We start from the raw sequence: 21221 nt of genomic DNA on the forward strand, positions 1-21221 counted from the left end.
TGGTACATGTTTTGATGGTTTAAGGGATAGCAAAATGAAACGCGTCCAAGTAGAATCATCAGCTCTGGAAAGCATTGGTTACGATGCCGAAAGCCAAACTCTCGAACTGGAGTTCAGGGATAATGGCGGCGTTTGGCAATACTTCAAGTTCAAGCCATCCACCTTTAAAAGGTTTGCTAATGCCGATTCATTAGGCCGCTTTTTTGTGAAAAAGATAAAAGGCAGATACATGGAGCAGCGCATGCCCTAATTTTCGTTACTGCTACCCCCCATACGCGATACTTCATCGCCCGAACCACCGGTGCGTTTACGGGCGGCCTTCAGTGAGCTATTACCAAAGCGATAATTGAACGTTACTGTTACAAAACGCGTTCCCGGCTTTTCGCGGCCGCGCATGTTAAGGTTTAAAAAGCGGGTATCGTACCGGTCAATCTGCGTATTAAAAATATCGCTCATGGCCAGCCGGATAGTGCCCTGATCATGCAGGATGATATGGCTCATTCCCGCGCTGAAATAATATTGCTCTCTATAGTTTTTGATACCAAAGTAGGTAGGTGTTTCGTAATTGGCATTTACCTCAGCCTTAAATTTATCGGTTATACTGAACGACTGGTTGATCTGGGTTACAAAATCATACGCGTGCTTATTTACGGCATTTTCATCCTTATAAAAGTACCGGCTGTGGCTAAACTCAAAATAATTATTTATTTGCCACCAGGGCGTAATGTCAAAAGGTGCTGTAATTTCTAAGCCGTACACCTGTCGGTTAGCAATATTACTTTTTGTGGTAGTGTAAACACCTGTGGCGTTGTTCTGCTCGTAAATGGTGGTATAAAAATCGGTGGTTTGCGTGAAGCTAAGTGCCGCTTTAAACTTAATCAGGTAGGTATCAGCCAGTTCAAAATAGTTAACGTATTGCGGCTTCAGAAAGGGGTTTCCGGTACTAAACGCGTACGGATCGATATAGGCTACAAAAGGATTTAGATCCTGGTAATTGGGCCTGCCTATGCGCCTGTTGTAAGATAAGGTGAACTGATGCTCCTCCCCCACACCCCGTATCAACTGGATACTCGGAAATAGGTTGAAGTACGACGTATCGGCTACGCGGTTCGGGTTGTATGAGGTACGGTTGGCATGGGTTTGCTCGGCCCGCAGCCCGGCGGTAATATCAGTAGTGCCTATTTTAGTATGATAGTTTATGTAGCCCGCCTCAATACGCTCTTTATACACAAAATGATCGGTAAGGCCGGGCACCAGTTGAAAGTTGCCATTAACCTGCTCGTTAAAATCAATACGGTTATCGCTGTTTACCTTGCTCACCTTAACACCGGCATCAACACTGCTTGATGCGGACAACACGCGGGTATAATCAACCTTGGCCGAATATATATTAATATCGGCAGGAGATATAACCTGGTAAAACAGTGGATCGCGAACCTGCGCTCCGGCTGGGTTAAAAAAATCGTTACGCAACTCTTCGTCCGACCGCCGGTTATAATCCGAATAATCCAGGTCAGCCGAAAGCACATGCTTGTTATCCTTACCAAAATAACCCCTATAATTCAGGTTATAGTTGAGGTTATATATGGTGCGTTTAATGCCGGAGTTAGTGGTAATTACCGAGTCGGGAATGCCGTTATTGGCAATGTTAGTGGTGTTTTTCTTATCAATATCCGCCGGGGTGGCATAGCCATGTACAATAAAGCCTAAGTTTTGCGTAGGCGATAAAGCCCAATCGGCACCGGTATTAAAAGTATAGCTTTTAAGGCGGGTGGTGCCTTTGTAACGCATCCTATAGTCGGATGTATTGGGGCCAACGGTGATCAGCCTGTCCACATCCCAAAAGCGCGGCACTTCGTTAGCGGTAAATACGTAGCTGCCAAACAGGTTTACCTTTTTAGCCCGAAAGTTGAGGTTTACGCTTGAGTTAAATTTATAATTTTCGCCCACGGCAGCACTTTGTGTGGTACTGATGCGCCAGCCCAGATCGCGATTTTTTTTAAGTACTATATTGATCAGTCCGCCACCCGCCGCATCATATTTAGCTGATGGATTACCGATCAGTTCTACCGAACTCACCATACTGCTCTGGTAGCTTTTTAGCAGTTCGGCCAATTGCTCACCCGTAAGCTGGGTTACTTTGCCGTTAATGGCTATAAGAGCTTTCTGTCCGCCTTTATATAACACTTCTTCACCCGATACCTTTACCCCCGGCGCGTTCTTCAGCACATCGAGCATGTTATTACCTGCGGATACAATGCTTTTTTCAACATTGATAACGGTTTTATCGGGCCTCACCTCAATAAATTCCTTTTTGGCAGTTACCTTAACCTCTTTAAGCTGGTAGTTAAGCGGCACCAGTTTAACATCGGGGGTTTTAATATTTCCCGAACCTTCGGCAACAACGTATTGCAGGGTATAAAAACGGTTATAACCAATTTTATTTATGGCGATGAAATATTTGCCCGGCTTAATATCCCTGAATTCAAAAAACCCATTCTTATCGCTAATGGTGGTGGTAATCAATGCTGAGTCGGGATAGTGAAGCAGTTTTACCGTGGCGGCATCCGCCGGTTGTTTAGCCTCTGTTAATACTTTACCCTCGATACCTTTTAAACCTGTTTGCGCCAAACTTTGCCCATACGCTAAAGCGAACAAAATCAGCAAAAAGGATCGGGTCAGTATATTCATTAACACAGTAGAAAGAAAACTTGCTGTTTACCATCGGTTTAAGTATTGACGGTATCACAATAATAAGCTTTTTTACGCTAACAGCCCAAATATGTTGTTGTTATAAACAATACACAGCCACGTTTTTTAATTAGCTTTGCCTTTATACTAATTATATTGCCGTTTAAAAATGAACACTTTCAAAACGCTCGTTACTTATATCATACTGACAACTGCCTCGCTTAGTTTATTTGCCCAGGCCGAACCTGAAGCTAACCAAAAAGCGGTACAGTACTTTATTAAACAATATAATACCGGGCATCCCGATAGCGTATACGCTCGCTTTAGTACTGAAATGAAAGCAGCTTTAACTGCCGAACAGTTTCGCACCACTACCATACAGCTTAAAAACCAGTTAGGCCTTTTAAAAAGTGCCGATTATGTTAAGATGGAAAAAAACGTATCGGTTTACAAAGCTAATTTCGACAAAGCCACCTTTACGCTGAACGTAGCAGTAAACGCCCAAAACCAATACATGGGTTTGTTATTACGCCCTTATGAGCCCACTGCCACGGCAGCACCGGCGGTTACAGCTATTGATGCATCCTTAACAGAAATACCTTATACGCTGAAAACTTTTTCGGGCAGTATAGCCGGATCACTGGTTAGGCCTAAAACTGAAGGTAAAGTGCCCTTGGTGTTGATCATAGCCGGATCAGGTCCTACCGACCGTAACGGTAACAGCGAAAAGCTTGGCTTAAACACCAATGCCTATGTGCAATTGGCTAACGAACTGGGCAAAAAAGGCATAGCCACATTAAGGTATGATAAGCGTTTGATCGGCCAGTCCGTAAGTACTACTAAAGAATCAGAACTAAGGTTTGAGGATATGGTGGAGGATGCCGTTGGCCTGATAAATGATGTTAACGACAAAGGCGAGTTTTCAAAGATCATCGTACTTGGGCATAGCGAGGGCTCGTTAGTGGGTATGCTTGCCGCTAAAGATGCCCCGGTAAAAGGCTATATATCGGTAGCCGGTGCCGGTGATCCTGCCGAAAAGATACTGACCGAACAGATGAAGACCCAGCCTAAATATATTGCCGATGGCTTTAAGCGGGTGCTTGATAGTTTAAAAAGAGGCAAAACCACACCGAATGTTGACGCGTCGCTATATGCCTTGGCCCGCCCGAGCATCCAAAACTACTTGATGTCGTGGTGCAGGTATGATCCGCAGCGCGAGATCAAAAAATTAAAGATGCCGGTGCTGATTGTACAAGGTACAACAGACCTGCAGGTGCCGGTTGCCCAGGCCGAAAAACTCAAAAAGGCAAAATCAGACGCGCAATTGCTCATCATTCCGGAGATGAACCATATCCTGAAATCAGCCCCGGCTGATAACAAACAAAACATGGCTACCTATAACAACCCAAGTTTACCGCTGAAACCCGAGCTGGTTAACGGTATAGTTGATTTTGTAGGAAAGGTGAAGTAAAGCCATTTTTTATCACGTCATTGCGAACGATAGTGAGGCAATCTCTTTAGGACAGTCTTTAAGCTAACCGCTTTAGAGATTGCTTCGTTCCTCGCAATGACGACATTTAACAACCTGTCATTTGGAAGCGATAGCGAGAAATCCGGCCGCGTTCATTAGCAAAACGACAGATTCCTCCTCGTACCTCGTTCGGAATGACAAAAAAATTCATTTTACATCACGGTATTGCAAGGGATAATCTTTTAACAACCTGTCATCTCGAACGATAGTGAGAGATCCGTACGCATTCATTAACAAAGCGACAGATTCCTCATCGTACTTCGTTCGGAATGACAACAATGAAAACACTTCCCTTTATTGGATTAAAGTGAGGTTACTTCCACGCGCCCAGCATTCTTCTGATCGCTAAAATCTCCCCAGTGTGGTAAGCATTATGGTCGGCTATCTGTAAGGCTTCTCGCAATAGGTTCTGGCCGGAGCCATGGGCAAAGGGTGCGTAAATATCGTCGGCGTTTTTTAACAGGGCGATAAATTCATTCATATCATTATCAATCTTTTTGAGGGATTCATTCCAGGTATCTTCGCTTTTAGGCGCGGCTTCTTCCGGCCAGTATTCATCCGGCCATTTGGGCGACTCATGCCCGGCATCGCGGCTAAACTCCAGCATATCCCACTGGGCAATGCGTATATGCTCCACCAGTTGCCATATACTATAAGGCATATTATCCGGCTTTGCGCCGCGCAGGTTAGCAGGCAGGCCTTCAACCGCTTCGGTAAAACTTACGTGCGCACCCTTTCCGGTTAGCAGGGTTATCAGTTCGTTAATGAGGATATCGTGTTGCTGGCTCATAGTTTATGTTTTACAGCTTAACAATCGCGATAGCGTAAGGTTGGTTTTATTTTAGCGCTTTGTTTAGGTTATGCTGTAAAATTTAAAGTAAATGCTTTAAGTTTATGCGCATGATGATTAATGCGCGCACCTTATACAAACTACTCCTCACCGTTATTTGCGGCTTCACTGTACTTTCGGCCTGCAAAAAAGACGGCATGGGCGGCGAAATGTCTGACGAGGAAAAAAATAACGACTCGTTTACCCGCTACGAAGGCAAATTTTTGGATGAACTTTGGAAATTGAACCCCGATTGGGCCACATCAGTAGGGTATCATAATTACGATAGTGTGTTGCTGTTACCCAGCGAACAAAAAAAGAAACTGGAAGATTTTGCCAAGAGAAACCTGGACTCGTTAAGCCATTACCCGCAAAATGAATTAAGCGCGAGCAACCGGATGGATTATAACCTGATACAAAACCAACTGCGTAAAACACAATGGGTTTACGGTTCGCTTAAAGCGTACGAGTGGGACCCAACCTCATACAATGTTATTGGTGGTTTCGCTTATATTCTGAATGAAAAATATGCCCCGCTTACCAAACGGCTGCAAAGCTTTTATCAAAAAATGGAAGCTATACCGGCCTATTATAAGGATGCGCAAAAACTGGTGAAAAACCCGGTGCCCGAACTTACCGATCTGGCTATTGACCAGTTGAACGGTGGTGCCAACGTTATCGAAAAAGATTTTATAGACTCGCTTACCAAAAGCAGCCTGCCTGATGCACAGCAAAAGCTGATGCGCGAAAGGGCTAAAACGGGTGCTACGGCCATCCGTAACTTTACCGCCTGGTTAAAAACAATCCGCAGTGATAAGGGGCGCAGTTTCAGGCTGGGTAAATCACTCTATGATGAAAAGTTCACTTATGAGATTGAATCGGCCCTTACATCGCAGCAAATGTTCAATGCCGCTGCTGAGCGCAAAAAGTTTTTGCATAAGGAGATGATCAAGCTGAGTAAGGAGCTCTGGCCAAAATACATGGGCGATAAAAAAATGCCGGCAGACTCATTGGCTTTGATTACTGATGTAATTGAGGCGTTATCCTTAAAACATGTTGAGCCGGCACAATTCCAATCGGCCATTGAAAAACAGATCCCTAAACTGAGCGCCTTTGTTAAGGAAAAAGATCTGCTGACCATGGATCCAAGCAAGCCATTGGTGGTACGCCGCGAACCGGCTTACATGGCCGGTGTAGCCGGGGCATCGGTATCATCGCCGGGCCCGTACGAAAAAAATGGCAACACCTATTATAATGTAGGCAGTTTGGATGGCTGGGATAAAGAACGCGCCGAAAGCTACCTGCGTGAGTATAACGACTATACCCTGCAGATACTGAACATACACGAAGCTATCCCCGGCCATTATACGCAATTGGTTTACGCTAACAAATCGCCGAGTTTAATAAAATCGGTATTGGGCAATGGAGCTATGGTAGAGGGCTGGGCTGTTTACGGCGAGGAGATGATGCTTGATGCCGGGTACGGTGGCAACGAACCTGAAATGCGCCTGATGTGGTGTAAATGGAACCTGCGCGCCGTATGTAATGCCATACTGGATTACAGTGTACACGCCGGCGGCATGACCAAGGAGCAAGCCATTAAATTGCTTACCAAAGAAGCCTTTCAGCAACAGGCTGAGGCTGAAGGTAAATGGAGGCGTGTAACCCTGAGCAGTGTACAGCTTACCAGCTACTTTACCGGCTACCACGAAATAAAACTGCTGCGCGAGGAGTATAAGAAAAAGATGGCCGACAAATACCGCCTCAAGGAATTTAACGAGAAATTTTTGAGTTACGGCAGTGCCCCGGTTAAATACATTAAAGAGGCTATGCTGAGCAATGAAGTTGAAAAACCGGGTAACAAAAAAGCCGATCAGCCTGAAGAAAAAGACGAAAAGAAGGCACCGAAAGCCGAAGATAAAAAACCGGCAAAAACTGATACCGGCGCGCAATAAATCTGAATAATTACAGCCAAACAAAAAGCGATGCATCTAACAGCATCGCTTTTTGTTTGTTTAAAAATAAGGCTGTTACAATAGCTTTGCAAGCTGTTCTTCCAGCGCTTTTTCATCTAAATTTTTGGCCAGTACTTTACCGTCTTTATCGATCAAATAATTGGTAGGCACCGCGGTAATATGATATAGCTTACTGACCTCGCCATTCCAGAATTTCAGGTCGGATACATGAGTCCAGGTAAGCCCGTCCTTTTTAATAGCATTCAGCCAATCATCCTTTGTATGATCTAACGATATGCCTAATATTTTAAAGCCCTTTGCTTTAAATTTGTTGTACACTTTAACTAAGCCCGGGTTGTTTGCCCGGCATGGCCCACACCAACTGGCCCAAAACTCCATCAGGGTAACATTACCTCTAAAACTTTTTAAGGATACTTCTTTTCCGGCAACATCTTTCAGGCTAAAATCGGGCGCTACCTTACCAATCAGGTTACTCTGAAATTGATTCCGGTCAATAGCATTATATACTAAACGGGCACTGGGCAAGGCCCTGATCCTGTCTGTAAGGTTATTGTATAATAATGATAAGGCATCATAATTCACAAAAAGGGTGTACGAATATTGTTCTAACAGATGCAAGGCTGTAGGAGAATCAGGATGCGATTTAATATACGCAAGCACTACATTATCATAGTGTTTACGGTATGCTTCTGTCGATTTGTTTTGCATCACTTCAGATAATGAATCTTTTAGCTTACCGCTGGCTGATTGTAACTGTGCAAACTTGTCGGCATTTTGCCGCCAAAAATTTTCCTGAAACTGTTTAAGCTGTAATTCCATGGTATCATAATCTTTTTGATACTGGCTGGCATTCTCAATCTGGCTATTATTTATAAAATCATTAACGGTTATATTAAAATTGCCCGGATGCGAAAAGAAAGTATAAAAATCGTTATAAGCTACTACAATGTTATCGGTTGACCGGTTCGGATCTTTTTTGATGCTGTCTCGCGGATAGAACATTATATAAGCCCTTCTTGGTTCCTTTAAATAATGTTTAACCATTATTCGGTTATTCTTAATTTCAGGAAACAGCGTCTCGCCGCCAAAGCGAACTTTAAAAACCCCAGCAGTGTCTTTAAGTGTAGTTACATCAATATTAAGGGTAATAAAGCCGCTTAATGAATCGGTTGAACTGGTTTTAGTTTGCGAAAAGGCCGGGCAGCTAAACCAGCATAGGGCAGCCAGTATAAAAATTGTTTTTAAGGTTGACATAGGATTATCAGGTTAGTATTTAAAGATAAGATTTAAGGTTAGATAACTTATTGGCATAAGGTTTAAAGCGCAGGAAAATAATATCATCAAATGCTTTCCAAGCACTACCCTTGATGAAGGCATTACCTCACCCGCAGATACATTACATGATGCGGCCCGATGCCGGGCACCTCAAACTCCGGCGATATTACCTCAAAGCCAACGTTATAGTAAAACCCCATGGCTTTTTTGCGGGCGTTGCACCACAGGTAATTGGCCTGCCGACCACGCAAATAAACAATAGCGAAGTTTACTAACTGGTTGCCCAGGCCCTTGCCCCTATGTTGCTCTACTGTGGCCATGCCCCGTAACTGATAACCTTTGCCTGTAAATTCGCCATAACTTTGCGGGTGGAACGAAGCCACGCAGGCCAGTTCATCATCCACATAGTATCCAAGGTGAAACGCGCCCTCTATCCTATCCGTCGGAAAAACACATTCGTGCAATTGCAGCCTGCCTTCGCGTAGTACTTCGTTACGTATAGGGAGCAGGTCATCAACCTGTATAAATTTGATCATTATTTAAGGCCGTTTATTTTTACCACCAGATCGGCAAGGCGGCTTGAGTAGCCCATCTCATTATCATACCAGCCAACTACCTTTACCAAGCCGCCAACAATAGAGGTTAGCTGCGCGTCAAATATACAACTGTGCGGGTTATCCAGAATATCGGTTGATACTATAGGGTCTTCCGTATATTCCAATATATTTTGCATCGGTCCCGTTGCCGCTTGTTTAAACGCGGCGTTGATCTGTTCAACGGTCGTGTCTTTTTTAAGGCTGCAGGTAAAATCGGTAAGCGAACCGTTAAGCACGGGTACACGTATACCGGCACCGCCTAATTTACCTTCCAGATGGGTAAAAATATTGGTGATGGCTTTTGCCGCGCCTGTAGTTGTAGGGATGATGGATGCCGAAGCTGCCCGTGCCCGGCGCAGATCCTTATGCGGGGCATCGTGCAGGTTTTGGTCGCCCGTCATGGAGTGTACGGTGGTGATATAGCCATCCACAATACCCCAGTTATCATCCAGTATTTTCACCATGGCTGCCACATTGTTGGTGGTACACGATGCATTGGATAGTATGGGCGCAGTAAGATCAATTTGCTCATCATTAACGCCAAGCACTACAGTAGGCACGGATTTATCGGTCGGAGGCGCTGATATAATAACCTGCCTGCCGCCCGCTTGCAAGTGCTGTTCTGCTCCGTTTTGAGAGGTGAATTTTCCGGTGGATTCGATCACCAAATCTATATCAAGCTCAGCCCAGGGCAATCGCGATGGGTCGCGCTGCGCGAATACTTTTATTGTTTTTCCGTTGATAACAAGTTCGCTATCAGTATGTGTTACCGAACCTTTAAAGCCTCGGTGAACAGAATCATACTTAAACAGGTGGGCAAGCGTATGGGTATCCGTCAGATCATTAATGGCCACAACCTCAATGCCCGGTTTATCCAATATATTCCTCAGAAAAATACGGCCGATACGCCCGAAACCGTTTATTGCTATCCTCATAACCTTGCGCTTATCAATAAGGGCACAAAGGTACGCAACCTGAGCTCGGGATAAATAAATTGGAAGTAATTTTTGTACCTCACCCCTCTCCTAAAGAAACCCCACCCCAACCCTCTCCAAAGGAGAGGAGGTAAAAAAGAGTTATAAGTTCTTGCGAGAAATACGCTTAAATAAGTCCTCCCCTTGGGGAAAACTTAGGAGGGGTCAGGGTGCTACTGATTAATGGCCTCCCACAGCAGATCTTTCAGCTTATCGATATTTTTTTGGGCTACTGATGATATGAATACGTAGGGAATACCCGGCGGCACCTGTTGTTTCATTTCTTCGGTCAGCTCATCGTCCAGCATGTCGGCTTTGGTGATGGCCAGCACGCGTGGCTTGTGCATCAGTTCGGAATTATATTCTTCCAGTTCGTTTTGCAATATCCGGTATTCCTCAGTAATAGTGCGCGTGGTATCAGCGGGTATCATAAACAACAATACCGAGTTACGCTCAATATGGCGCAGAAAACGAAAACCCAGTCCCTTGCCTTTTGATGCCCCCTCGATAATTCCCGGAATATCGGCCATAACAAATGATTTGCTATCGCGATAAGCTACAATGCCTAGGTTAGGTACAATGGTGGTAAAGGCATAGTCGGCAATCTCCGGCTTGGCGGCAGATACTACCGATAAAAGGGTTGATTTACCTGCGTTAGGGAAGCCTACCAGCCCTACATCGGCCAGTAATTTTAATTCGAGTATATTCCAAACTTCCTGCCCCGGCAGGCCTGATTGCGCAAAGCGTGGTGTTTGCTGCGTAGCCGATTTAAAGTGCCAGTTGCCCTGCCCGCCACGCCCGCCCGGTGTAAGCACCTTGGTTTCGCCGTCGTGCGTTATTTCAAATATCACTTCGCCGGTTTCAGCATCCCTGGCTATGGTGCCCAGCGGCACTTCCAGTATTTCATCACGACCGGTTTTGCCGGTGGATAAGGCACTGCCGCCCGGATCGCCGTTGCCGGCTATTACGTGTTTGCGGTATTTAAGATGCAGCAGTGTCCATAACTGGGCGTTGCCTTTTACAATAACGTGCCCGCCACGGCCTCCATCGCCACCATCGGGCCCACCTTTGGCGGTGTGCTTATCGCGGTGTAAATGCGCAGAGCCTGCCCCCCCATGCCCCGAACGGCAGCATATCTTCACATAATCAACAAAATTGGAACCCTGGGACATGGCGTTATGATTTCGAATTTCGGATGTTCAATTTCGGATTTAGCTAAGCGATATTGCTTTTGCTTAAATTGGATGATTGATTATCCTGAAACAGTGCTAAACAAAAAATCGGATTTCAAACGTTCAATTTTCTATAAATCCGAAATTGAACATCCGAAATCCGAAACCAAAAATTAATATTTTTCAATTACCGCTACAATGGCGCTGAATATTTCCTCGATGGAGCCTATGCCATTGATGCTGGTAAATTTACTTTGATTTTTATAGTAACCGGCTACCGGTTTAGTTTTATCGTTATACTCTTTAATACGTTTGCGGATGATGGCCGGGTCGGCATCGTCCGGGCGGCCTGAATCCTTACCGCGCAGTAAAAGGCGGCGCTCCAACTCGTTATCGTCAACCTCAAGGGCTACCATGCCTGATATGGCTGATGATTTTGACTCCAGCAAAGTATCCAATGCTTCGGCTTGCGCCACAGTGCGCGGGAAACCGTCAAATATAAAGCCTTTGGCATCCCTATTCGCATCCAGCTTATTGCTGATCATGCCGATAACTACGGCATCGGGCACTAACAAACCTTCGTCCATCAGTTTTTTAGCCTCTAAACCAAGCTCAGTACCCTGCGAAATTTCGCCGCGCAGCAAATCGCCGGTTGAAAGGTGTATCAGTCCGTATTTATCAATAAGTTTTTGTGATTGAGTGCCCTTACCTGCGCCGGGAGGGCCGAACAAAACCAAGTTTAGCATGCTTATAAAATTTAAATAGCCTTTCTGTACGATTACGGAAAGGCTATATTTACTATTTGAGTGAACTTGAAGGGAGTCGAACCCCTAACCTTCTCATCCGTAGTGAGATGCTCTATCCAATTGAGCTACAAGTCCGTATTATTTATCCCTTTTGATTGGGACTGCAAAAATACGTTTCTTTTTAATTAGTGCAAATTTATTTGAAAAAATAAGTGGCTTGATAGGCTATTTGCCTCATATCAAGGCTGATTATTGTTGCAGATACTACTACTATTGCTCGCTTTGTAATTTTGGTAAAGCAGATTTGTGAATATACCAACGCCCTTTATAGTGCTTAAATCCTTCCAATATTGATTTTTGCGGCGACGAAACTGTTCTTAACAAAACATGATTATCTGATTCGTAAGGCCTAATGTAGACGTTTCCAACACTGTCTGCCTCTATCATAAAAAAACCATATTTGTCAATTGCTGAAGCCATGTGTTTTATTTGATTGTCAGTCATATAATCTGGACAGTTATTTTGTAACACCAGCTTATTACTAATATCAAAAAAATCCATAATAATGAATTTGCTATGCTCTACAGCATAAGGCGCGCAATTGAATCCCTTTACCCTTACTCCTGCAAAGTATATTTTGGAATTAATGTTATTGCCAGAGCTTTGGTAGTGTATGTAAAATTGGTTAAAAAGACTAAAGTCAGTTTTATCGTACTTTTTTATTAAAGCATCAGTAGCCTCTTTATAAGTTATTGGCTTAATACATGAACTCCAAACGGTAATCAGCAGTGCTAAAGGCAAGTATTGTTTTAAAGTAATCATGAAACCTAAAGTTTAAACTTAATCCGTAATCAACCTTCCGCAATCCGCAATTTAAATCATTCCTAACAGCTCTTCATCACTAATAATCGGCACATTTAGCTTGTTGGCCTTTTCCAGCTTAGCCGGGCCCATGTTGTCGCCTGCTACCAGGTAGTTCAGCTTGGCCGATATGCTGCTGAGAATTTTGCCGCCATTCTGCTCAATAATATCCTTCAGCTCATCACGAGAGAATTTCTCGAATACGCCCGATATGATAAAGGTTTTGCCTGCAAGCTTATTGCTGGCCAGCGTAACCTCTTTCTCTTCAACCACAAACTGTAGCCCGTGATCCTTTAGTTTCTGTATCTCCTGCTGATGTACCTCGCCGCTAAAATATTCTATCAGGCTTTGGGCAATACGGTCGCCTATTTCCTCGGCGGCTATCAGTTCATCGTACGTAGCTTTGCTTAGCGCATCGATATTTTTAAATTGCAGCGCCAGTTTTTTGGCCACCGTTGCGCCTACATAACGTATGCCCAAGCCGAACAGCACTTTTTCAAAAGGCATTTGTTTTGACTTTTCGATCCCCTCCAGCATATTGGTGATCGATTTTTCTCCAAAGCGCTCCATCTGCTTCAATTCATCCGCATGTTGGTGCAAAAGGTAAATATCGCTGATGTGGTGCAGTAAACCTTTTTGGTAAAGCGCTTCAATGGTTTCATCGCCAAGCCCGTCAATATCCATCGCCTTACGCCCGATAAAGTGTTGCATTTTACCAACAATTTGTGGAGGGCAGCCTTCATCATTAGGGCAATAAAACGCGGCCTCGCCTTCCTTGCGTTCTAAAGTTGTACCACATGCCGGGCAGCTTGTTATATACTCAACCGGCACGGCGTTCTGATGCCGCTTTTCGGTATTCACGCTGATGATCTTGGGGATGATCTCGCCGCCCTTTTCAACGTAAACGCTATCACCCTCGTGCAGATCAAGCCTGATGATCTCATTGGCATTATGCAGCGTGGCGCGTTTAACCGTAGTACCCGCCAGCAAAACCGGCTTTAAGTTAGCCACCGGGGTAACCGCGCCTGTACGGCCTACCTGGTAACTTACGCTAAGCAATTCGGTTTCAACACGCTCAGCTTTAAACTTATAGGATATAGCCCAGCGCGGCGATTTAGCGGTAAAGCCCAACTCTTCCTGCTGGCCATAGTTATTTACTTTTATTACGATGCCATCAATATCATAGCTCAGGTTAAAACGCTCAGTATCCCAATGGTTAATAAACTCCAGCACCTGGTCAATACTGCCGCAAAGGCGACTATGATCATTTACATTAAAACCCCATTTTTTTAAGACCCCCAGGCTTTCCCAATGGGTTCTAAATAAGGTTTTATCGGTATACAGGCCATACAAAAAGCAGTCGAGCGGGCGCCTGGCTACCTCTGCCGAATCCTGCATTTTCATGGTGCCCGATGCAAAATTACGCGGATTGGCATAAGGCACCTCATTATTTTCAATACGCTCATTATTAAGCCTTTCAAATGCCTTGCAGTGCATAAAAACTTCGCCACGGATCTCAAAAAGCGCAGGGTAGTCGCCCGTGTTTAACTTTTTGGGGATGGTGTGTATAGTGCGTATATTGGTGGTTACGTCATCACCCTGAACGCCATCGCCGCGGGTAACGGCACGGGCCAGCTTACCTTCTTCGTAAGTTAGGCTCATGGATAGGCCATCAAACTTCAGCTCACACACATACTCAAAATTATCGCCAATGGCTTTTCGGATACGCTGGTCAAAATCAAGCAGTTCCTGCGCGTTATAGGTATTGCCTAATGAGAGCATGGGCCAGCGGTGCCTAACGGTAATAAACTCCTTGGTAACCTCGCCGCCCACTTTTTGGGTAGGTGAATCAGGATCAGCAAACTCCGGGTGCTGCTTTTCCAGTTCGGCCAGTTGCTTTAATTTCTGATCAAAATCATAGTCGGCAATAGTAGGCATAGCCAACACATAATAATTATAGTTGTGCTTTTTGAGCTCGGCAGTAAGTGCTTCAATTTGTTTTTTTACCTCGTTGGATGACATATAGGCGAAGATACAGTTTTGCCCGCTTTAGCTGCAAGTGATTGACGCTAAGCCAAAGACTTACAAGCCATTTGAATTATTTTAACTTTTGCGAAACCATTATCTTGCAGCAATGTTGTACCCTATGAAAAAAATATACAAGCATATTTTTTACTGTGCAATGGCATAAATATTGTTAAGCACAAATAATTAATATTTATCGTTAACCTTATTTTCAACTTATGAAAAAAATTTTTCTTTTAGCCGTAACCGCAATTGTGTTGTCAGCAACACATTCGTTCGCCCAAAGCTACAAAACCGGAGCTGGTTTGGGTATTGAGTTTGGTGATGGTTCAACACTTGTTGGCCCAACTTACAAACATTTTTTTAATGGTAAAGATGCCATCCAGGCCGACCTGTTGTTTGGTGCCGATGCTGTTTGGCTTGGTGCTTACTATCAATACCATCAGCCATTAAAAGGCACGCCTTTAAAATGGTATTTAGGTGTTGGTCCGCAATTAGCTTTTGCTGATGACAATGGTTTTGGCGATAGCAATACCTTTATATTTTTACGCCCGATGGTAGGTTTAGATTTTAAAGTACCATCTGCACCGATCAGCATGACGCTTGACTGGCGCCCGGCATGGCAATTAAACAACGACTCTGATTTTGAGGCAGCACGCTTTGGTCTTGGTTTCCGTTATACTTTTTAACATTGATTGTTAACTAAACTCAATAAAAAAAGCCGCTTTACGCGGCTTTTTTCGTTTTCCATAAATTGTTATTTAAGGTGTAGGGTAGGTTAAAATTTTAAGCGGGCTAACCCTGCGCATACGGTAGCCGTTTATGGCAGTTTCGCCCAGTTGATTGATCAACCTGTAGTTTACCACGGCGCCAACCGCCGCGCCAATAAAAGGTATCAGTTGCGCCATTTTGGCCAGATCAATATAATCGCGGTACTCCTGCTGAAAGGTGCGCCAGTCAAACTCATTCTCATCCTCAGGTAAGCCCCGGCTATACCCCTGCCATGCGGCAAGTTTTTGGTATACCTGGTTACGGCCCTGCTGGCTGCTAAATGCCAGTTGAAAAATGTAGAGGATATATAAACGTTCCTTATAATCGTGCACATCGTAGCCATACAAAGCCGCTATTTCAAAAAGTAATTTCATCTTAATACCAATCAGTATCGGGAAATCAGCCAAGCCCATCAATATGCCCCCCGCGCCGGTTACAGCACCTTCAACTGATGCTGTGCGCTTGTAAAATTCAATCTGCTCCTTGACAAATACCTCACGCATTTGCAATGGGACATCGGCAAGCGGTGCTTTGGTTACATACTTCGCGCCAAACAAAACGCCTTTTACCATTTTTTCAATAGCTATGGTGATAGCCGCATGTACCTTCTCGGGGATGATATTATTGATCTTACTTTGCAGCCCTTTGGCAATGCGATTACCCAACGAGGGCTTTTTTTGCATGCGGTGCTGCCAAAACTCCAGTTGTATATAGGCCTGCTCTTCGTACGGTGTCATAGCTGATATATTACTTGGTTATGGTGTATGACAATTAAACGGGCAGGCTTGTTACGATAAATTTTTAAAAATCCCTCTCTGTATAAATTGTACAGAGAGGGCATGCCGGTATTTACCAGCTATAGAAAAAACCAAGGTTTAGGTAGTTGACTAAATTAGCACTGAAACTATTGGCCGACCCGGTATTGTAGCCTGTTGATTTGGAATGACTGTAGGCTATATTAGCTATGTTTGAAGTTATGCCTAAATGCTTAGTGGGATAAAACACAAAATCAAGCCCTACGCGTCCGGTATAGCTGTTTGTGGTGGTTACATTGTCGGGGTCTTCATTATAAGTTGATGTTTGCTTGTCGCGAGAGTATTGAAAGGCCGGCCCGGTACGTATGCCCACTTTATCGTTAAAGAGTATATATTTACGCAACTGAACACCGGCAAATAAGCTTTTGTATTTTTGAGCGTACCCATAAACGTCGTTTTCCTGGCGATTTTCCTGGAAACCGTAACCGCCAAATACGCCAACATCCAATTTATCAGCAACAAAATAGCCGTAATTAACATTTGCATTGTACACATTTAATTTAACCTTGTCGGTTGTGGTGCTTGTGCCGTTAAAAAAGGTGTTCTTACTGTCTGAATTTTGGATGGAAAATGAAGCACCAATGTTCTGTGTTCCCTTTTCGGTTTGGGCAAAGGCGGTCGCGGAAGCAACACATAGCAGCATTGCAGCAATAATTTTTTTCATGAAAATTGTGTAGTGTGTTAAGTTGAAATTGTGTGTTTAATTGTCAGTATGACGGCAGGCGTGACAGATAGTTTAACGGCTATTTTACATTTTTTATAAAGCGTTAATTATGTGCAGGATAAATTAAAAAAACAATCAAAAAGCACAACCTGATCATAACCCATAATCCCGTCCATCTAATTTTCGGGCAGCACTGATGATGCACTGCCTTTCACAGAAAACTTAACAGCCGGCAATTTTTGCTTGGAGGGTAAGGTCGTTTGCATTTATTGGTTTGAGCGACAGATTTACAACACCTAAATTCTTCCCAAGGGAGAGGACATAATATTTAAGTAACAAAAAATAGCGTGGGCTGCCGGAAAACCGGGCCAAGGAGTATGGCCTGTGGGCGGAAGGTTTTTTCCGGCTTGACTTTTGGTTACTTTGTGTCTAAGACAAAGTAACTGGCCTCTGCGGCCAAGAGCAGACTAACGTTTCATTTAAAGCACAATCGTTAATTAGAGCACTAAAAGCATCTTGATACCTGCACTAAACTCCTTTTGTACGTGTTAACCTAACATGAATTTTGCTTAAAACCAATCACCTTTTTAACTTTTACGTTCGGTATTTAAAATAATTTGCTGATTTTGCGGCACTGCTGAATTATTATAACCAGTTTGAATATGAAAACAATTGATCAGATAAGTTTTTCGGGTAAAAAAGCCCTTATAAGGGTTGATTTTAACGTTCCGCTTGACAGCGATTATAAAATTACGGACGACAACCGCATTACCGCGGCCTTGCCTACCATCAAAAAAATATTGAAGGATGGCGGCGCGGTGATCCTGATGTCGCACCTGGGCAGGCCAAAAGATGGCCCGACCGAAAAATATTCATTAAAGCATGTTATCAACCACCTGTCTGACCTGTTAGGTCAGCAAGTTGAGTTTGCTGATGATTGCATTGGCGAAGAAGCTACCCAAAAAGCAGGCGAGCTTGAAAAAGGCGAAGTGCTTTTACTGGAGAACCTTCGCTTTTATAAAGAAGAAGAAAAAGGCGATAAGGACTTTGCTGAAAAACTATCGAAATTAGGCGATATCTACGTGAACGATGCTTTTGGTACCGCTCACCGTGCGCACGCTTCAACAGCGGTTATCGCGCAGTTTTTCCCTGATGCCAAATACTTTGGTTACCTGATGGCCGGAGAGCTTGAAAATGCCGAAAAGGTATTGAATGGCGCAGCACGCCCTTTCACCGCTATTATGGGTGGTGCCAAGGTGTCTGACAAGATACAACTGATCGAGTCATTGCTTGAAAAGGTGGATAACCTGATCATTGGTGGTGGCATGGCATACACCTTTGTTAAAGCGCAAGGCGGCGAAATTGGCACTTCATTATTAGAGGCCGACAAGCTTGACCTGGCTAACGAACTGGTTGAAAAAGCCAAAGCCAAAGGCGTTAACCTGATATTGCCTACTGATTGCATTGTTGCCGATAAATTTGCCAACGACGCGCAAACAGCGGTATCGCCAAATAATACCATTAAGTCCGACTGGATGGGTCTGGATATCGGCCCGGATTCAAGGGAAGCTTTTGCCAAGGTGATCGAAGAATCAAAAACTGTTTTATGGAATGGCCCGATGGGTGTTTTTGAGATGGAAAGCTTTGATAAAGGCACCAAGGCAGTTGCCGATGCCGTAGTTAAAGCTACCGAGAACGGTGCCTTCACCCTGATTGGTGGTGGCGATTCGGCAGCGGCTGTAACTAAGTTTGGTCTGTCGAACGAAGTGAGCTATATGTCAACCGGGGGTGGCGCTTTGCTGGAGTATATGGAAGGCAAAGAGTTACCGGGCGTAAAAGCGATCAACGAGTAATATCTGTATATTGAGATAATGTAAGGCGACCATCTGGTCGCCTTTTTTGTTTAGCTTTGAATATGAATTTACCTAAGCTGAAAATAGTATTAGCCATTGCGTGTGTTAGTACTTTTATAGCCTGCGAACAACCGGTCAAAAAAAGTAAAAACTATCCGCTCGCTGAACTTGAGAAAGAGGATAAACAATTCCTGGCCTTACAGGACACCGCACAAAATCACATCGGCGAATTTATTACCGGCCTTGAAGAAAACAGGCTCGATACCAATTACCGGTTTATGGTGAAGTCGGATTTTGCTGAAGGCGAAACTCATGAACACATGTGGAGCGTGATCCTGAATTATAAAGAGGACAAATTTTATGGTGTAATGGCAGACTCTGCTTATAACCTGAAAAAGATCAAAACCGGCGATAAGGTTGTTATCCCGAAGGGTAATGTAGAGGACTGGGCGATATTTGATTATAAACATCAAACGGAAAAAGGTAATTTCTCCGACAAGTATCTGCGCAGCAAAATGAAATAATTATACACTCCCCTCATACATGAAAAAACACTACACTATAGCTTTATGCCTGCTGCTTTTAGCTTTCGGCATACCGGGCTTACAGGCTCAATCCGTTAACCCTGATGCCGAGTATGTGAAAGCCAATTACCAAAAATTTGAGTACCAGATACCCATGCGCGATGGGGTAAAGCTGTTTACTTCGGTTTATGTGCCGAAGGATAAATCGAAAAAATATCCTTTTATGATGGACCGCACACCTTACAGCGTTGCGCCTTATGGAACTGATAAATATAAGGGCAGCCTTGGCCCTTCGCCATTGTTTTTAAAGGATGGCTACATATTTGTTTACCAGGATGTGCGCGGCCGCTGGATGAGCGAGGGCATTTATGAGGAGATGACACCCGAGCTTGAAAAGCATAAAACCAAAAAGGATGTTGACGAGGGTACGGACACCTATGATACCATTGACTGGCTGCTGAAAAACGTTGCCGGCAATAACGGCAAGGTGGGCGTTTGGGGTATCTCCTATCCCGGCTTTTATACTACTACGGCCTTATTGAGCCGTCACCCGGCTTTAGTGGCCGCATCGCCGCAGGCACCTATTGCTGATTTATATCGCGACGACGCCTTTCATAACGGCGCGTTTATGCTGGTGGCCAACTTTGGCTTTTACCCGGGTTTTACCAACCGTCAGGATGATAAGCCGACCCAGCGCCGTGGCAGCCGCGTTGATTTCGGCACGGAGGATGGTTACAAATTTTTTCTGGAAATGGGTTCGATGCGTAACAGTAATGTGAAGTATTTTAAGGATACCATCCTCCTGTGGAATGAGATGATGGATCATCCCAACTACGATAAGCACTGGCAAGACAGGAACGTGCTGACCCACCTGCACGATATTAAAACAGCCGTACTGGTTACTGGCGGCTGGTATGATGCGGAGGATCTGTACGGCGGCATTAATACTTATAAAGTGTTAGCCAAAAACAACCCGAAAACACCGGTATACTGGGCAATTGGTCCGTGGGTACACGGCGGCTGGGCACGCGGCGCAGGCGATCATTTAGGTGATGTGGATTTCGGCGGCGAAACCGGGCCATTTTATCGCGAGAGCATAGAATTTAAATTCTTTAGCCATTACCTCAAAGGCACCGGCGATTTTAATCTGCCTAAAATAAACGCCTTTGAAACCGGAACCAACAAGTGGAACACTTACAGCACCTGGCCGCCAAAAGAGGCTGCGGATAAGAACCTGTACTTTTTGTCCAACGGAAAACTGTCCTTCACGGAGCCTGCTGCTGGGGAGAGCTTTGACGAGTTCGTGTCCGACCCAAATAAACCCGTGCCCTTTGTTAACAACATCAGCATGGATATGGACCGCGAGTACATGACCGCCGATCAGCGCTTTGCCGCCCAACGCCCGGACGTACTGGTTTACCAAACGGATGTATTGACCGATGATATTACCCTGGCCGGGGATATATGGGCCAACCTAAAGGTATCAACCACCGGTACCGATGCCGACTGGATTGTGAAGGTAATTGATGTTTACCCGGACTCGGCAAGCAGCAACAAGTTTACGGGCAAAGGCGTAACCATGTCAGGCTACCAGCAAATGGTGCGCAGCGAGGCCATGCGTGGTAAGTTCCGCAACAGCTTTGAAAAGCCTGAACCTTTTAAACCCGGCGAGATAACGCCTGTAAACTTTGAGTTGCAGGATGTACTGCACACCTTTAAAAAAGGGCACCGCATTATGGTGCAGGTACAAAGCACCTGGTTCCCGCTTATTGACAGGAACACGCAGCAGTTTCAGGATATTATGAAAGCTAAGGATAGCGACTTTAAAAAGGCTACGCACAAAGTTTATACCTCAAAAACAAGCCCGAGCTTTTTAAAGGTGCAGGTGATAGAGAAAAAATAGATCTTGCAACAGGTG

General features: G+C 44.5%; 18 protein-coding genes and 1 tRNA gene. 7 read left to right on the forward strand and 12 right to left on the reverse strand.

Features of this window, described 5'->3' with window-relative positions:
• Positions 1-34 precede the first annotated feature (34 nt).
• Complete coding sequence (locus AC3WJC_RS13100; RefSeq protein WP_492399564.1) at positions 35-250, forward strand: KTSC domain-containing protein; 216 nt, start codon at positions 35-37, stop codon at positions 248-250.
• Here AC3WJC_RS13100 and AC3WJC_RS13105 read toward each other — a convergent pair.
• Positions 247-2691, reverse strand: coding sequence for an outer membrane beta-barrel family protein (locus tag AC3WJC_RS13105; protein WP_492399565.1), 2445 nt, complete (start codon positions 2689-2691; stop codon positions 247-249). The genes AC3WJC_RS13100 and AC3WJC_RS13105 overlap by 4 nt on opposite strands.
• A gap of 169 nt (positions 2692-2860) precedes the next feature.
• On the opposite strand from AC3WJC_RS13105, the gene AC3WJC_RS13110 reads away from it, so the two are divergent.
• A complete protein-coding gene (locus AC3WJC_RS13110; protein ID WP_492399566.1) occupies positions 2861-4162 on the forward strand; it encodes an alpha/beta hydrolase in 1302 nt (433 codons plus the stop codon).
• Positions 4163-4535: 373 nt separating this feature from the next.
• On the opposite strand, the gene AC3WJC_RS13115 is transcribed toward AC3WJC_RS13110, so the two are convergent.
• Positions 4536-5012, reverse strand: coding sequence for a DinB family protein (locus AC3WJC_RS13115; protein ID WP_492399567.1), 477 nt, complete (start codon positions 5010-5012; stop codon positions 4536-4538).
• A 110-nt stretch (positions 5013-5122) separates the two neighbouring features.
• On the opposite strand from AC3WJC_RS13115, the gene AC3WJC_RS13120 reads away from it, so the two are divergent.
• Positions 5123-7006 (forward strand): DUF885 domain-containing protein, encoded by a 1884-nt coding sequence (locus tag AC3WJC_RS13120; RefSeq protein ID WP_492399568.1) that lies wholly within the window; start codon positions 5123-5125, stop codon positions 7004-7006.
• A 75-nt stretch (positions 7007-7081) separates the two neighbouring features.
• Here AC3WJC_RS13120 and AC3WJC_RS13125 read toward each other — a convergent pair whose 3' ends face one another.
• The 8 genes from AC3WJC_RS13125 to ligA form a co-directional block, all read right to left on the reverse strand.
• Positions 7082-8281, reverse strand: a complete 1200-nt coding sequence (locus AC3WJC_RS13125) for a peroxiredoxin family protein (protein ID WP_492399569.1) — start codon at positions 8279-8281, stop codon at positions 7082-7084.
• Between the two features lie 122 nt (positions 8282-8403).
• Positions 8404-8838: a GNAT family N-acetyltransferase gene (locus AC3WJC_RS13130; RefSeq protein ID WP_492399570.1), complete on the reverse strand. Its 435-nt coding sequence runs from the start codon at positions 8836-8838 to the stop codon at positions 8404-8406.
• A complete protein-coding gene (gene gap, locus AC3WJC_RS13135; protein ID WP_492399571.1) occupies positions 8838-9833 on the reverse strand; it encodes a type I glyceraldehyde-3-phosphate dehydrogenase in 996 nt (331 codons plus the stop codon). Before gap ends, AC3WJC_RS13130 begins: the two co-directional genes overlap by 1 nt.
• Positions 9834-10045: 212 nt before the next feature.
• Positions 10046-11044 carry a GTPase ObgE gene (gene obgE, locus AC3WJC_RS13140; RefSeq protein ID WP_492399572.1) on the reverse strand — a complete coding sequence of 333 codons (999 nt, stop codon included), beginning with the start codon at positions 11042-11044 and terminating at the stop codon, positions 10046-10048.
• A gap of 173 nt (positions 11045-11217) precedes the next feature.
• Positions 11218-11790, reverse strand: a complete 573-nt coding sequence (locus AC3WJC_RS13145; protein WP_492399573.1) for an adenylate kinase — start codon at positions 11788-11790, stop codon at positions 11218-11220.
• A 61-nt stretch (positions 11791-11851) separates the two neighbouring features.
• Positions 11852-11925 (reverse strand) — tRNA-Arg (locus tag AC3WJC_RS13150).
• A 135-nt stretch (positions 11926-12060) separates the two neighbouring features.
• Entirely contained in the window at positions 12061-12612 is a 552-nt protein-coding gene (locus tag AC3WJC_RS13155; RefSeq protein WP_492399574.1) for a hypothetical protein, read from the reverse strand.
• Between the two features lie 51 nt (positions 12613-12663).
• Complete coding sequence (gene ligA, locus AC3WJC_RS13160; RefSeq protein ID WP_492399575.1) at positions 12664-14673, reverse strand: NAD-dependent DNA ligase LigA; 2010 nt, start codon at positions 14671-14673, stop codon at positions 12664-12666.
• Positions 14674-14894: 221 nt separating this feature from the next.
• Between ligA and AC3WJC_RS13165 the strand changes: the two genes are divergently transcribed.
• Entirely contained in the window at positions 14895-15365 is a 471-nt protein-coding gene (locus AC3WJC_RS13165; RefSeq protein ID WP_492399576.1) for a hypothetical protein, read from the forward strand.
• Between the two features lie 72 nt (positions 15366-15437).
• On the opposite strand, the gene AC3WJC_RS13170 is transcribed toward AC3WJC_RS13165, so the two are convergent.
• Complete coding sequence (locus AC3WJC_RS13170; protein ID WP_492399577.1) at positions 15438-16184, reverse strand: EcsC family protein; 747 nt, start codon at positions 16182-16184, stop codon at positions 15438-15440.
• A gap of 112 nt (positions 16185-16296) precedes the next feature.
• Positions 16297-16926 carry an outer membrane beta-barrel protein gene (locus AC3WJC_RS13175; RefSeq protein ID WP_492399578.1) on the reverse strand — a complete coding sequence of 210 codons (630 nt, stop codon included), beginning with the start codon at positions 16924-16926 and terminating at the stop codon, positions 16297-16299.
• A gap of 662 nt (positions 16927-17588) precedes the next feature.
• On the opposite strand from AC3WJC_RS13175, the gene AC3WJC_RS13180 reads away from it, so the two are divergent.
• The 3 genes from AC3WJC_RS13180 (at position 17589) to AC3WJC_RS13190 (ending at position 21206) form a co-directional block, all read left to right on the forward strand.
• Positions 17589-18779, forward strand: coding sequence for a phosphoglycerate kinase (locus AC3WJC_RS13180; RefSeq protein WP_492399579.1), 1191 nt, complete (start codon positions 17589-17591; stop codon positions 18777-18779).
• Between the two features lie 62 nt (positions 18780-18841).
• On the forward strand, positions 18842-19303 hold the full coding sequence (locus AC3WJC_RS13185) for a DUF2314 domain-containing protein (protein ID WP_492399580.1): 462 nt from the start codon (positions 18842-18844) through the stop codon (positions 19301-19303).
• A 19-nt stretch (positions 19304-19322) separates the two neighbouring features.
• The gene (locus tag AC3WJC_RS13190; RefSeq protein WP_492399581.1) at positions 19323-21206 is read left to right on the forward strand and encodes a CocE/NonD family hydrolase; all 1884 of its coding nucleotides are present in this window, start codon (positions 19323-19325) and stop codon (positions 21204-21206) included.
• Positions 21207-21221: the final 15 nt, after the last annotated feature.

The organism is Mucilaginibacter sp. FW306-07-L, from assembly GCF_058782065.1.

What these genes read in the sequence shown, in the direction of transcription:
- AC3WJC_RS13125 (WP_492399569.1), bottom strand. Translation starts at nt 8,281, where the DNA reads ATGTCAACCTTAAAAACAATTTTTATACTGGCTGCCCTATGCTGGTTT.
- AC3WJC_RS13110 (WP_492399566.1), top strand. Translation starts at nt 2,861, where the DNA reads ATGAACACTTTCAAAACGCTCGTTACTTATATCATACTGACAACTGCC.
- AC3WJC_RS13115 (WP_492399567.1), bottom strand. Translation starts at nt 5,012, where the DNA reads ATGAGCCAGCAACACGATATCCTCATTAACGAACTGATAACCCTGCTA.
- AC3WJC_RS13145 (WP_492399573.1), bottom strand. Translation starts at nt 11,790, where the DNA reads ATGCTAAACTTGGTTTTGTTCGGCCCTCCCGGCGCAGGTAAGGGCACT.
- AC3WJC_RS13170 (WP_492399577.1), bottom strand. Translation starts at nt 16,184, where the DNA reads ATGACACCGTACGAAGAGCAGGCCTATATACAACTGGAGTTTTGGCAG.
- gap (WP_492399571.1), bottom strand. Translation starts at nt 9,833, where the DNA reads ATGAGGATAGCAATAAACGGTTTCGGGCGTATCGGCCGTATTTTTCTG.
- AC3WJC_RS13185 (WP_492399580.1), top strand. Translation starts at nt 18,842, where the DNA reads ATGAATTTACCTAAGCTGAAAATAGTATTAGCCATTGCGTGTGTTAGT.
- obgE (WP_492399572.1), bottom strand. Translation starts at nt 11,044, where the DNA reads ATGTCCCAGGGTTCCAATTTTGTTGATTATGTGAAGATATGCTGCCGT.
- AC3WJC_RS13180 (WP_492399579.1), top strand. Translation starts at nt 17,589, where the DNA reads ATGAAAACAATTGATCAGATAAGTTTTTCGGGTAAAAAAGCCCTTATA.
- AC3WJC_RS13190 (WP_492399581.1), top strand. Translation starts at nt 19,323, where the DNA reads ATGAAAAAACACTACACTATAGCTTTATGCCTGCTGCTTTTAGCTTTC.
- AC3WJC_RS13165 (WP_492399576.1), top strand. Translation starts at nt 14,895, where the DNA reads ATGAAAAAAATTTTTCTTTTAGCCGTAACCGCAATTGTGTTGTCAGCA.
- AC3WJC_RS13155 (WP_492399574.1), bottom strand. Translation starts at nt 12,612, where the DNA reads ATGATTACTTTAAAACAATACTTGCCTTTAGCACTGCTGATTACCGTT.
- AC3WJC_RS13100 (WP_492399564.1), top strand. Translation starts at nt 35, where the DNA reads ATGAAACGCGTCCAAGTAGAATCATCAGCTCTGGAAAGCATTGGTTAC.
- AC3WJC_RS13105 (WP_492399565.1), bottom strand. Translation starts at nt 2,691, where the DNA reads ATGAATATACTGACCCGATCCTTTTTGCTGATTTTGTTCGCTTTAGCG.
- AC3WJC_RS13130 (WP_492399570.1), bottom strand. Translation starts at nt 8,838, where the DNA reads ATGATCAAATTTATACAGGTTGATGACCTGCTCCCTATACGTAACGAA.
- ligA (WP_492399575.1), bottom strand. Translation starts at nt 14,673, where the DNA reads ATGTCATCCAACGAGGTAAAAAAACAAATTGAAGCACTTACTGCCGAG.
- AC3WJC_RS13175 (WP_492399578.1), bottom strand. Translation starts at nt 16,926, where the DNA reads ATGAAAAAAATTATTGCTGCAATGCTGCTATGTGTTGCTTCCGCGACC.
- AC3WJC_RS13120 (WP_492399568.1), top strand. Translation starts at nt 5,123, where the DNA reads ATGATGATTAATGCGCGCACCTTATACAAACTACTCCTCACCGTTATT.